General features: G+C 75.0%; 9 protein-coding genes. 3 read left to right on the top strand and 6 right to left on the bottom strand.

Annotated elements, in window-relative coordinates:
* Positions 1–14: 14 nt before the first annotated feature.
* Both GA0070611_RS05200 and GA0070611_RS05195 read left to right on the top strand, forming a co-directional pair.
* A complete protein-coding gene (locus GA0070611_RS05200; protein WP_091658309.1) occupies positions 15–4,199 on the top strand; it encodes a putative inorganic carbon transporter subunit DabA in 4,185 nt (1,394 codons plus the stop codon).
* Positions 4,200–4,230: 31 nt separating this feature from the next.
* Entirely contained in the window at positions 4,231–4,569 is a 339-nt protein-coding gene (locus GA0070611_RS05195) for a DUF190 domain-containing protein (RefSeq protein ID WP_091658306.1), read from the top strand.
* A 111-nt stretch (positions 4,570–4,680) separates the two neighbouring features.
* On the opposite strand, the gene GA0070611_RS05190 is transcribed toward GA0070611_RS05195, so the two are convergent.
* The 5 genes from GA0070611_RS05190 to lon form a co-directional block, all read right to left on the bottom strand.
* Complete coding sequence (locus GA0070611_RS05190) at positions 4,681–5,154, bottom strand: hypothetical protein (RefSeq protein WP_157740207.1); 474 nt, start codon at positions 5,152–5,154, stop codon at positions 4,681–4,683.
* Positions 5,155–5,355: 201 nt separating this feature from the next.
* Entirely contained in the window at positions 5,356–6,696 is a 1,341-nt protein-coding gene (locus GA0070611_RS05185) for a hypothetical protein (protein WP_091658301.1), read from the bottom strand.
* A gap of 62 nt (positions 6,697–6,758) precedes the next feature.
* Positions 6,759–7,055, bottom strand: coding sequence for a MoaD/ThiS family protein (locus tag GA0070611_RS05180; RefSeq protein WP_091658298.1), 297 nt, complete (start codon positions 7,053–7,055; stop codon positions 6,759–6,761).
* Positions 7,052–8,167, bottom strand: coding sequence for a WD40/YVTN/BNR-like repeat-containing protein (locus GA0070611_RS05175; protein WP_091658295.1), 1,116 nt, complete (start codon positions 8,165–8,167; stop codon positions 7,052–7,054). The genes GA0070611_RS05180 and GA0070611_RS05175 overlap by 4 nt, the downstream gene beginning before the upstream one ends.
* Positions 8,168–8,322: 155 nt before the next feature.
* Positions 8,323–10,659, bottom strand: a complete 2,337-nt coding sequence (lon, locus tag GA0070611_RS05170) for an endopeptidase La (protein ID WP_091658293.1) — start codon at positions 10,657–10,659, stop codon at positions 8,323–8,325.
* A gap of 244 nt (positions 10,660–10,903) precedes the next feature.
* Here lon and GA0070611_RS05165 point away from each other — a divergent pair, with 244 nt between their 5' ends.
* Positions 10,904–11,251 carry a histone-like nucleoid-structuring protein Lsr2 gene (locus GA0070611_RS05165; protein WP_091672504.1) on the top strand — a complete coding sequence of 116 codons (348 nt, stop codon included), beginning with the start codon at positions 10,904–10,906 and terminating at the stop codon, positions 11,249–11,251.
* A gap of 256 nt (positions 11,252–11,507) precedes the next feature.
* Here GA0070611_RS05165 and GA0070611_RS05160 read toward each other — a convergent pair whose 3' ends face one another.
* A complete protein-coding gene (locus tag GA0070611_RS05160) occupies positions 11,508–12,782 on the bottom strand; it encodes a hypothetical protein (protein ID WP_167604405.1) in 1,275 nt (424 codons plus the stop codon).
* Positions 12,783–13,007: the final 225 nt, after the last annotated feature.

Below are 13,007 nucleotides of genomic sequence, written 5' to 3'. Positions count from 1 at the left end.
GTTAGGAGGTGGCCATGACCATCGCACTGATCACCGCGGTGCTCGCCGCACCCGCGCTGGCGTCCCTGAGCGCACTCGTGACCCGCGACTCCCGGCACGCCGCCCGGGTCACCGGCCCGCTGCTGGCCCTGGCAGCGGGCGGAGCCGTCCTGCTGCTCGCCGTGACGGCCGTCGACGGACCCGTCACCGGCACGCTGCTGCGCCCGGTCGTCGCCGACGTACCGGTCAGCATCGGCGTCCGGGTCGACCGCTTCGTCGCCCTGTTCGTCCTGCTCGTCTGCGGCATCGCCGCCGCCGTCTCCGGCTACGCCCGCCGCTACCTCGACGGCGACCCGCGCGCCGCGGCCTTCCAGGCCCGGGTCGCGGGCGCGACCGCCGCCACCCTGCTGATGGCGACCGCGCCCAACCTCGGGCAGCTGGCCCTCGGCTGGGTCCTCGCCGGCCGGCTGCTCGCCGGCCTGATCGGTCACCACCGCGACCGGCCCCGGGTACGCGACGCCACCCGCCGCGTCCGGCGGCTGTTCCTGGCGGCCGACCTCGCCCTGGTCGGCGGCCTGGTCCTGCTCGCCGTCGGCCTGCGCGCCGGGGACCTGGCGGCGGTACGCGACGCCGCCGCCGACGCCCCGCCCGGCCTGCTGGTCCCGGCGGGACTGCTGCTGCTGGCGGCGGGCATGGTCCGCTCGGCGCAGGTGCCGGTGCACGGCTGGCTGCCGAGCACGCTGGACGCGCCCACCCCGGTGTCGGCGTTCCTGCACGCCGGCATGGTGAACGTGGTCGGCTTCCTGCTGATCACCCTGGCCCCGGTCTTCGTGGCCGCACCCGGGGTGCTGGCGGTGGCCCTGCTGGTCGGCCTGCTGACCGCCGCCGCCGGCACCCTGTTCGGCGCGGTACGCACCGACGCCAAGGGCGCGCTGGCCCGGTCCACCGTGGCCCAGATGGGCTTCATGCTGGCCCAGTGCGGTCTCGGCGCGTTCGGACTGGCCGCCGTGCACCTGGTCGGGCACGGCGTGTTCAAGGCGTACGCGTTCCTCTCCGCCGGTGGCGCGGTACGCCAGCACGCGCAGGCCGCCGACGCGCCGCGACCGGCCGGGCCGACGCCGACCCAGCGGCTGGTGCTGGCCGGCGGTGTCCTGCTCGCCGTGGTGGCCCTCGTCGAGGTGGCGCTGGGCGCCTCGCTCGGTGGGCTGCTCAGCGCCGCGCTGGCGGTCGCCGCCGGGACCGGGGCGCTCGCCGGGGCGCTGGCCGACCGCCTGCTCGCCCGGCGTCAGGTGGCGACCGTCGCGGCGGCGGTCGTGGCGGCGTGCGTCGGCTACCTGCTGCTCGGGCGGCTGGCCGAGCGCTGGCTGCGGCTGCCGTCGGCGGTCTCGCCGGCCGCCGTCGCGGTGGCCGCCGTGGTGCTCGCCGGCATCGCGACGACCGCCTGGCTGGTGGCCCGCCGACCCACCGCGCGGCTGTGGTGGTGGGCCTGGCGGGACGGCTACCCCGGCCGGTGGTGGCGGCCCTCGACCACCGCCGTGACCCCGGCCGTCGCCCGGTCCACGGTCCGCGACACCGACGCGGCGGTCGCGGTCGCCTCCGCCGCCACCGCGGCCGACCTGGTCGGCCAGGCCTGGCCGGTGGACACCTTCGTGGCGGTCAACCCGCTGGCCGGCCTGGAACGGCTGCCGTTCACCGCGGCCACCGACCGGCTGCGGACGGTCGCCGGGGCCCGCACCCACCTGACCGCGCAGGAGTACCGCCGGCGGCTGCACGCCGGAGACATCGAGGAGACCGACCTGGCTGCCGCGCTGACCGGCACGCCCCTGGAAGGCGGGGCCGCGCTGCTGCCCGACGGCCGGCTGGTCACCGGCCCGGAGCTGCGCGAGCTGGTGCTGCGCCGACCCGTGCACGACGGCCCACCACCCCCGGCCGACCTGCTCGCGGCGGTCCGGCGTCGGCTCGCCGTCGCGCCGCCCGCCCCGGCGGACCCCGATTCCGGGTACGCCGAGCCCACCCTGGCCGAACGGCTGGACCGGGCGACCGGCGGCCGGCTCGCCGAGCAGGTGGACGACCTGGTGGCGGGCTGGTGCGCGGCGTACTGCGGGCAGCCGGCGGCGCGCTGGCCGGTGCCCGGCGGCGACGCCGAGGGCAGTTGGGCCCGGTGGCGCCGGACGGCGGGCGGGGACACGCTGCCCCGACTGCTCGGGGTGAGCGGCTTCGCCGACTTCGTCACCGCGCTGCCGGCCGCGCCGGAGGCGGCCCTCGCCCTCCTGCTGCGCCAGCTGGGGGTGCCGGCGTCGGGCTGGTCGGCGTACCTGTCCCGGTCACTGGTCCGGCTGCCCGGCTGGGCGGGGCACGCCCGCTGGTGGTCCGCGCACCGCAGTGCGCGGCCGGGCCTGAGCGTGGTCGAGCTGCTGGCGATCCGGCTCGCGTACGAGGTGGCGCTCGGTGACGCGACCGCCCGGCGGCGGCTCGGCGTACCCGGGCGGATCGACACCGTCGCCGCCGGCACGCCGGAGCGCCCCGACCAGGCCCTGCCGGTGGCCCGGCTGGCCGCCGCGCTCGACCTCACCGCCGACGGGATCGCCGCCCTCGGGGCGCCGGCGCTGGCGGCGCTGCGGGACGCGGTGACCGACCTGTCCGCGCAACGGCAGGCCGAGGTGTGGCTGGCCGCCGCCGAGCACGCCTACCGGCGGCGGCTGCGTGCGCAGCTCGACCGGCGTACCGCGCCGGCCGACGCAGGGGCACCGCTCGCCCAGGCCGTCTTCTGCATCGACGTACGCAGCGAAGGGCTCCGCCGGCACCTGGAGGCCGCCGGGCCGGTCGAGACCTTCGGCTTCGCCGGCTTCTTCGGCCTGCCACTGCGGACGGTCTCGCCGGACGCGCGCGCCGGCCGGGACCGCTGCCCGGTCCTGATGAGTCCGGTCGCCACGGTCACCGGCCCCGAACCGGAGCCGGCCCGGGTGGCCGGGCGACGGCTGCGGCAGGGCTGGCGGCGGGCGGTCAGCGGCGCGCGGGGCAACCCGGTCGGTGCCTTCGCGTTCGTGGAGATCGCCGGTCTCGTCGCGGCCGGCGCGCTGCTGGCCCGCGCGGTGGCACCGGCACGGCTGGCCGGTGACCTGAGCGAGCCCGCGCCCACCGCGGCCGACCTGGCCCGGGCGTTGACCCTCGACGAGCGGGTCTACTACGCCGAGGCGACCCTGCGGGCGATGGGCCTGACCGACCGGTTCGCCCCGCTGCTGCTGCTCTGCGGGCACGGGGCCAGCACCGTCAACAACCCGTACGCGGCGGCGCTGGACTGCGGCGCGTGCGGCGGCAACCGGGGCGGCGTCAGCGCCCGGATGGCCGCCGCGATGCTCAACGACCCCGCCGTGCGGGCCGGCCTGGCCCGGCGCGGGGTAGGGATCCCCGCCGGCACCCACGTGCTCGCCGCCGAGCACGACACGGTCACCGACGAGGTGCGCCTGACCGACGTCGACGCCGTACCGGCCACGCACCGGGGCGCGGTCGAGGAACTGTCCCGGCTGCTCGACCTGGCGTCGGCCGCCCTGCGCCGGGAGCGGGCCGACCGGCTGCCGGACCGTCCCGCCGCCGGGCGGCTCCCGGGCCGGGCCACCGACTGGGCCCAGGTACGTCCCGAGTGGGCGCTGGCCGGAAACGCCGCGTTCATCGCCGGTCCCCGGGCCCGGACCGCCGGGCTGGACCTGGGCTGCCGCACCTTCCTGCACTCCTACGACTGGTCCACCGACCCGGACGCGGCCAGCCTGGAGACGATCCTGACCGGACCGCTGGTGGTGGCCCAGTGGATCAACATGCAGTACTACTTCGCCAGCGTGGACCCGGAGCGCTTCGGCGCCGGGGACAAGACCGTGCACACCGTGCTCGGCGACGGGCTCGGGGTGCTCTCCGGCTCCGGGGGCGACCTGCGCACCGGGCTGCCCCGGCAGTCGGTCGGCGACGGGCAGCGGCTGGTGCACGAGCCGCTGCGGCTGCTCGCCGTGGTGCACGCCCCGTACCCGATGGTGGCGGCGGTGCTGCGCCGCAACCCCGCGCTGCGCGACCTGGTCGACGGGCACTGGCTGCACCTGTGCGCCGTCGACCCGGACACCGGACTCTGGTGGGAGCCGGCCGGCGGGGACGCCTGGCGGCCGGTGCCCGCGCCGGCCGCGACCGCACCGGCCGCGCCCACGGCGGCGCCGGCCGTCGCCACCCCCGCCTGACCGACCCCCGAAAACGAAGGGAACACCCGTGATGGAAGACCTCGGTCTCACCCGGATGGTCAAGATCGAAGCCGTGGTCCGCGCCGACGACGTCGACGTGGTCCGGGAACTCCTGCTCGCCTCCGGCGTCAGCGGCTGGACGAGCCTCACCGGGGTGTCCGGCTTCGGTCACCACGGCAACCACGAGGGACGGCTGCTGTTCAACGAGCGCTCCGGCCAGGTCCTGGTCATCGCGGTGCTGCCGCCGCAGCGGGCCGAAGCGGTGGCCACCGGCCTGCGGCAGCTCTTCGCCGACCGGGCGGGCGTGATGTTCGTCAGCGAGACCTGGGTGAGCCGGCCGGACTACTTCACCCGCCGCCCGGCGGACTGACGGACGCCGCGGGCGGGCCGGAACGGCCCCTCGCTCAGGCCGGGCCGCCGTCGGACGCGCCGACCCGGGTCGAGAGGGCTTCCTCGGAAGCCCTCTCGGCGCCGGCCCGGGTCATGCTCCGTCGCAGGACTTCCGTGCCCCGTCCAGGAACTCGGACTCCTCGACCACCCGCTCGTGCCGCCACGGGCCGGTGAGTACCCGATCGCCGAGGCCGGTCAACCGGTCGAGCGTGAAGCGCAGCTGCGAACCCTGCCCTGCGGAGTCGGAGAAGAGCAGGCCGTACGGGGTCCCCGGCGACAAGTCGTCGAGCGCTCCCTCCTGCTCCTGCCAGCCGTCGGGCGTCCGGAAGAGCGTCACCCGCAGCACCTGCGTCCGCTCGACGGGCGGGGAGCCCAGCGGCGTCTCCACGACCCATCCCGCCCCGCCGCCTTCGGACCGGTTCTCGTACACCGCGAGCCTCGCCGCGTCATGGCCCTCGCACACCACCGCCAGCAGTTCGATCCGACCGTCGTCGAGGTGCCGAAGCGCCGCCCGGGACTCCCCCGGCGGCGTGCACCCGCCGGTCGGCAGCACGAGCAGGAGCAACGGCAGCAGCCGCGGCCACCGACGGGCAGCGCCCGTTCTCCGGCCGTTCACCATTCGCCAGCCTCCCTGCTCCGGTCGGGCCGGTCCTCGCCCGGCGCGCACCTGCCGTCGATCACCCGCGACACCTCCCCAGATCCGCCCTTGAACGGGTTCGCTCTGCTCCGGCAGCGACGCGTACGCCAGTCCGCCGCCCGACCCGGCTCAGCCGACCGTGACGGCGAGGTCCTCGGCACCGAGACGCAGCGACCCGTCGTCGGCGCGGGACAGCGCCCCGGGCGCGGTGAACGCGGCGGTACGCAGCGCGAGGCGCACCGGCCCCGGAAACTGCACCGCCCGCAGTCCCCACCCTCCGTCGCCCTCGGGTACGGCCAGGTTGACCACCGCCGAGGTGTCCCCGTCCGGGCCGGACCAGGCGTACGCGGCCAGCGTGAGCTGGGCCCGGTCGGGCAGCCCGACCGGGGCGGCCGGGGGTGGCCCGGCCGGCACCGCCGCGCGGGCCCAGTGCCCGGGCGGGAGCCAACGGACCAGCAGGTGCGCCGCCGGGCCGGCGGCCCCGAGCCAGCCCTCGGCCAACCGCCGGAACGCCCGGTCCCGGACCGGCCAGGGCCGACCGGCGGCGGTCAGCACGGCGTCACCGGCGCCCGCGACCGCGTCGCACAGGGTCCGCACCGGGATCCGCCCGACCAGCTTCGGGTAGCGCACCGAGCGGATCACCAGCATCAGCTCGCGGAGCACCATGGCGGCATCCGCGGTGCCGTCCCCCAGCGCCGGCCGCTCGATCGGCCGGGGCCGGCGGACCCGCCGCTCGACCGGGGTGTCCGCCACGGCGGCCCGGCCGGCCTGCGACTCGTGCCACGACGCGTCGTCGAACCCCACCACCGCCGCGGCGGCCCGCAGACTCCCCCGGGCGCCGAGGCGCACCTCGACCCCGCCTTGATCGAGGGTCAGGGTCAGGCCGGACCGGTCGGCGCTGTCGCACCGCACCTCGCGCAGGTCGGTGAGGTCGAGTCGGACGACCGCGTCGGCGTGCCCGCCGGAGCCGGTGTAGCGGCGTGGCGCCGCCACCGCGACACCGCCGCGCAGCAGCCGCCCGGCGCGTTCCACCCGCAGCTCGCGGACTTCCGCGCGGGCCAGGTCGTAGTCACGCGCGACGCTGTCGACGCCGGCCCCGGTCAGCGGCACGACGCCGGGGTGGACGACGCCCCGATAGTCGCGGTGGTGCGGGCCGTGGTCGACCACCGGCGGCAGCAGCGGCGACAGCCGGTGTCCGGCCGCCGCCGCCTGCTCGACCAGCCACTCCCGCCGGGCCGGACCGAGGTCCGCCATCCAGGCCAGCGCGGCCCGGGCCCGCCGTTCCCGCACCCACCCCGGACGGCTGAGCGCCACCCGGAAGAACGGGAGAGTGCTGTTGTCCCAGACGTCCGCGATCTCCGCCACGGCGAGCCGGTCGACGTGCCGGCCGTCCGCGACCAGCTCGGCGATCCGGGCGACCGAACGGTCCAGCAGCGCGGCGAACAGCGACGTGGCGGAACTCGCGGTCATGACCGCCGAGCGTACGGGTCCGCCGGGCGGTACGGGGGCCCGCAGCGACGGGGACCCGGAGGCTATCCCCCGGCCATCGCGCCGAGCACGATGAACGGCTCGGCTCCGGTCGTCACCTCCGCCGGCAGCGGCGTCTCCGGCGGATCGTTGGAGAGGTCCTGCTCGCAGGCGTAGAAGCGGACGAACGGGCGGCGTCGGCGGGTGTGCCGGTCGCGGATCGTGCCGAGCAGCATCGGGTACCGCTCCTCCAGCGCGTCCAGCACCGCGAGCTGGGTGACCGGGCCGCTCACCTCCAGCCGGACCTCGCCGGTGACGTGCGCCAGGGTCTTCAGGTGGGCCGGCAGGACCACCCGGATCACGGCAGCACCTGGACTTCCACCGAGAGCACCGCCGGCAGGTCCCGGACGATCGGCGCCCAGCTGTCGCCGCCGTCGGCCGAGCGGTAGACCTGCCCGCCGGTGGTGCCGAAGTAGATGCCGCAGGGGTCGAGCGTGTCGACGGCCATCGCGTCGCGCAGCACGTTGACGTAGCAGTGCGACTGCGGCAGGCCCCGGGTCAGCGGCTCCCAGTCGTCGCCGCCGGTGCGGCTGCGGTAGACCCGCAGCCGGCCCTCCGGCGGGTAGTGCTGGGCGTCGCTGGTGATGGGTACGACGTAGAGGGTCTCCGGCTCGTGCGCGTGGACCGCGATCGGGAAGCCGAAGTCCGACGGCAGGTTGCCGCTGACCTCGCGCCAGCTCGCGCCGGCGTCGTCGCTGCGCATCACGTCCCAGTGCTTCTGCATGAACAGGGTGTCGGGGCGGGACGGGTGCTGGGTGATGTGGTGCACGCAGTGGCCGACCTCGGAGTCCCCGTCCGGGATCTCCCCCGAGCGCAGCCCCTTGTTGATCGGCGTCCAGCTCGCGCCGGCGTCGTCGCTGCGGAACGCGCCGGCCGCCGAGATGGCGACGTAGATCCGGTCGGCGTGCACCGGGTCGAGGATGATCGTGTGCAGGCACATGCCACCGGCCCCCGGCTGCCACGCTCCGCCGGTGGGGTGGGTCCGCAGGGCGGTCAGCTCGGTCCACTTCTGCGCGCCGTCGGTGCTGACGTAGAGGGCGGCGTCCTCGGCGCCCGCGTACACGGTGTCGGGGTCGTGCCGGGACGGTTCGAGGTGCCAGACGCGCTTGAACTCCCACGGTCGCGGGGTGCCGTCGTACCAGAGGTGCTCGCCGACGTCGCCCGCGTACGCGAAGTCGTTGCCCATCGTGTTCCAGGTCCGGCCGCCGTCGTCGGAGCGCTGGATGAGCTGCCCGAACCAGCCGCCCGACTGCGAGGCGTAGAGCCGGTCCGGGTCGGCGGGCGACCCGGTCAGGTGGTAGATCTCCCAGCCGCCGAAGTGCGGCCCGTCGACCGTCCAGTCGTCGCGCCTGCCGTCCGATGTCAGCGTGAACGCGCCCTTGCGCGTGCCGACCAGCACCCGTACGCCGCTCATGTCCCTGTCCTCTCCGGTTGACCACTCGCGGGGTGGACCGTCCGGCCCGCCGAAACTGAGCGGCCGGGGCTCCGCACTGGTCAACGAGCGGCACCGGCGACACGACCGGGCCCCCTGCCCCGCACCTGGCGGCGACAGGGGGCCCGGTCGGGCGGTCAGGCGGCGGTGAGCGACTGACCGCCGAGCGTCTCCGCGTCGACGTCGGCCGGGCGCAGCGCCAGGGCGAGCACGTCGGCGACGTCGGCCAGGGTGTGCACGGTCAGCGCGGCGCGGACCTCGGCGGGCAGGTCGTCCAGGTCCGGCTCGTTGCGCTTCGGGATGATCACCTCGGTCAGGCCGGCCCGGTGGGCGGCGAGCAGCTTCTGCTTCACGCCCCCGATGGGCAGCACCCGGCCGGAGAGGGTCACCTCGCCGGTCATCCCGAACTCGGGGCGCACCGGCCGGCCGGTGACCAGCGACGCCAGCGCGGTCACCATGGTGATGCCGGCGCTCGGGCCGTCCTTGGGCACCGCGCCCGCCGGGAAGTGCACGTGGATCCGTCGCCCGGCCAACGCGTTCGGGTCGATGCCGAGGCGTCGCCCGTTGGCGCGCAGGTACGAGAGGGCGATCTGCGCCGACTCCTTCATCACGTCACCGAGCTGACCGGTCAGGGTCAGCCCCGGCTCGCCCTCCATGCTGCTGGCCTCGATGAAGAGCACGTCACCGCCGGCGCCGGTGACCGCCAGGCCGGTGGCCACGCCGGGCACCGCCGTCCGCTCGGCCGATTCCGGCGTGAACTTCGGCCGGCCCAGGTAGCGGGCCAGGTTGCCGGTGTCGACGCGGACCGGCGCCGGGTCGGCCGCCAGCGCCACGGTGACCTTGCGCAGGATCTTCGCGAGGGCCCGTTCGAGCTGCCGGACACCCGCCTCCCGGGTGTACTCGCCGGCGATCAGCGCCAGCGCCTCGTCGGCGACGGTCACCTCGTCGGCGGTCAGGCCGGCCCGCTCCCGCTGCCGGGGCAGCAGGTGGTCGCGGGCGATGGCGACCTTCTCGTCCTCGGTGTAACCGTCCAGGGTGACCAGCTCCATCCGGTCCAGCAGCGGGCCGGGGATCGCCTCCACCACGTTCGCGGTGGCCAGGAAGAGCACGTCGGACAGGTCGAGGTCGACCTCGAGGTAGTGGTCGCGGAAGGTGTGGTTCTGGGCCGGGTCGAGCACCTCCAGCAGGGCCGCCGCCGGGTCGCCGGAGTAGCCGACGGCCAGCTTGTCGACCTCGTCGAGGAGCACCACCGGGTTCATCGAGCCGGCCTCGCGCAGGGCGCGCACGATCCGGCCGGGCAGCGCGCCGACGTAGGTGCGCCGGTGCCCGCGGATCTCCGCCTCGTCGCGGACGCCACCGAGGGAGACCCGGACGAACGTACGGCCCAGGGCCCGCGCCACCGACTCGCCGAGGCTGGTCTTGCCGACGCCGGGCGGGCCGCCGAGGGCGAGCACCGCGCCGGAACCGCGGCCACCGACCACGCCGAGGTTGCGCTCCGCCCGGCGGTTGCGCACCGCCAGGTACTCCAGGATGCGGTCCTTCACGTCGGCCAGGCCGGCGTGGTCGGCGTCGAGCACGGCCCGGGCCGCGGCCAGGTCGGTGTTGTCCTCGGTACGCGTGTTCCAGGGCATCTCGAGGACGGTGTCCAGCCAGGTCCGGATCCAACCGGCCTCCGGGGAGGCGTCGCTGGCCCGCTCCAGCTTGCCGACCTCGCGCAGGGCCGCCTCGCGGACCTTCTCGGGCAGGTCGGCGGACTCGACCCGGGAGCGGTAGTCGGCGGAGCCGTCCGGCTCGTCCTCGCCGAGTTCCTTGCGGATCGCGGCGAGCTGCTGGCGCAGCAGGAACTCCCGCTGCGACTTCTCCAGCCCTTCCCGCACGTCGCTGTTGATCTGCTCGGTGACCTCCTGCTCGGCCAGGTGGTCCCGCACCCAGCCGACCAGCAGCTCCAGCCGGGCGGTGACGTCCGGCGCGGCGAGCAGGTCGGTCTTCTGCGCCAGGCTGAGCCAGGGCGCGTAGCCGGCCGCGTCGGCCAGCTCGGACAGGTCGGTCATCCGCTCCATGGCGTCGATGACCTGCCAGGCGCCGCGCTGCTGCAGGACCGAGGTCATCAGCGCGCGGTACTCGCGGGCGAGCTCCCGGGCCTTCCCGGCCGGGGCGGGTTCGTCGAGTTCGGTGGCCTCGACCCAGAGGGCGGCACCCGGGCCGGGCACGCCGGAGCCGATCCGGGCCCGGGCCAGGCCCCGGACCACGGCGGCGGGTTCGCCGTCGGGCAGCCGGCCGACCTTCTCGATGGTCGCGATGACGCCGACGGAGCCGTACTCGCCGTCGATGCGGGGCACCGCGAGGAGCGTCTTGTCGCCGCTGGCGCGGGCCGCGTCGACCGCGGCCTGGGTGGTCGGGTCGAGGGTCACCGGGATGACCATGCCGGGCAGCAGGACGGCGTCGGTCAGTGGAAGTACCGGAAGAGTTGCCATCGAACACCTGCTATCGCGTTGAGTTGAGCGTGTCAGGCTCAAGTACCGGAGCGCGCCCCTTGTTCCAGGTTGTGACCCACGCCACCTCTCCGGCGTCGCCACCGGGCCGCCGCACTCCGGACCCCATTCCGCAGGACGGATTTAGCCGACTCACCGAATGGCGAAGGGCGGGTATTGTTGCGAATTTGCCCGGCGATACGTCAAACTCTTAGCCACACCCCGCCCGACACAGGGAGTAATGGCGATGGCAAGGAAAGTAATCACCGTTCTGACCGACGACCTGGACGGCGGAAAGGCCGACCGGACCGTCGAGTTCAGCCTGGACGGCGTGGCGTACACGATCGACGTCTCCGACGAGAACGCGGGTGTCCTGCGCAAGGCCCTGGACCCGTACATCAGCGCTGGCAGGCGAATCGGCCGCGGGCCGGTGGACGTGGCCCGCCCGGCGCGCCGGGCCACCCGGCCGGCCACCTCCGGAATGGACCGCGAGCAGAACCGCGCGATCCGCGAATGGGCCACGAAGAACGGCTACGAAATTTCCGAGCGTGGCCGCATCCCGGTGTCGGTGGTGGAGGCGTACAAGAACCGCTGAGCCCTCCCGCATCACGGTCGGGCACCCCGGGGTCACGCTGAGAAATCGGCGTGGCCCCTCGGCTTTTCCCACGTTCACAATTTTCACGAAGGACGCGCCGGCCGGCGAAGGTCGCCACGGGTCGGGCTCCCCGGTCGGCGCCCCGGACCACCGGCCCACCCCGCCGGGCCGTCGGCGTACCCGGCCCGCGCCGGACACGCCGACGGCCGGACGTCGCCCGGGCGGACCCGGGGCGACACCGGCCGTCGCGGTGCGCTCAGTTGACCTGGATCCGCACCACGTCGAAGGCGGGCGTCTGGTTGGCCCGCTCCATCATCGGGATCCGGTGCGAGCCGTCGCCGGCCCACACCGCGCACTGGGCCACCCCGGACTGCGGCAGGCCGGGGATCTGGATGAGCACGTCGTCGGGCTGGTTACCGCCCCGACCGTCCTCGGTGGCCACGAAGAACGCCGGTACGTCCTGCGGGGCCGGGGGCTGACGGAGGCTGTTCAGCATCCGGCAGGCGGTGTGGAAGTGGCCGCGGACCAGACCCTGGTCGTTGAGCAGCGAACTCTCCACGTAGTAGCCGCCCTTGCCGGCGGCGAGGAACCGGTCGCGGACCAGGTTGCGGGTGGTGACCCGCAGCGTGAACGGCTGGTCGCGCCGCACCTGGTTCGGGAACTGCGTGATGAGCAGCGACGGATTGTTGGCCGCCGCGCCGACCTCACCGAAAGCGGTGCTCACACAACGGTTGCCGTTCTGGAAACCGTCGTGCGCCTGGAGTTTGCTGTTGCCGCAGTCCTTGGCGAGCACACCCAGGCCGTTGCCGTTGTTGCCACCGTTGTTGTTGCCACCGTTCTGGCCGCCGTTGTTCTGCTGGCCGCCGTTCTGGCCGCCACCGTTCTGACCGCCACCGTTCTGGCCGCCGTTGTTCTGCGGATTGTCGGCCAGGGCGCACTCGGCCAACTGGTCCAGCCCCTGGGGGCGCTGCGCCACCCGCCCGATGGCCGTGGCGATCCGGTTCAGCACCGCGGTCCGCTTGTCCTTCAGCGGTCGCAGAATCGCGTTGTTGACGAAGTCCGACCCGTTGCGGTTGCCCTCGGCGGCGAGCCGCCGGTTGGCCTCGGCGATCTGGTTGTCGAGCAGGGCGAGGTTGCGGTCCACCTCGTTGCGCGCCTGGTCGGGCACCTGGGGCAGCCGGCTCTTCACGTCCGGGCAGGCCACGGCGGGCGTACCGGCGCCGGCCCCGCCGGCCCTGGTCTGCTGGCACTCGGCCGCCGACATCTGCCCGTCACCCCAGTGGTTGCGCACCCAGCGGCCGTTCTGCCAGGTCCGGGTGGTGCTGCCCCGGCCACCCGGCGCGGTCGCGCCCGGGCTCGACGCGGTGCACGCCACCGAGGCGGTACGAAGGTTCGTCCGCCGGTCCTGGGCGGACGAGATCTGGGTGACGGCGACGATTCCGCCGAATACCGCGAGGGTGCCGACCACGGCCAGCAGCCGCTTGCTCCGCGCGTTACCGGATGACCGGCGCGCCCGTGTGGACCTGCGCATCGAATTGCTCTCCTTCTCGATCCGGTAGTTGACTCGTGACCCCGGCGGACCGACGGAATTCGGGGTGAGGATCACGCGACGTTCCGGTTGCACGTCGATGACCGACGATGCCCTTTCCGCACCGTCGCCGCGCCGGCCGGCACGGCGGGGAAGATCTGTGGCCATTCCCGCTTAGGTACGGAGCGACGGCACCGAAGGTTCAACCCCGGATCGGAGAATTCGAGA

It is taken from the genome of Micromonospora auratinigra, from assembly GCF_900089595.1.
Lineage (GTDB): Bacteria > Actinomycetota > Actinomycetes > Mycobacteriales > Micromonosporaceae > Micromonospora > Micromonospora auratinigra.
This window is presented reverse-complemented; position numbering and strand designations above follow the sequence as displayed.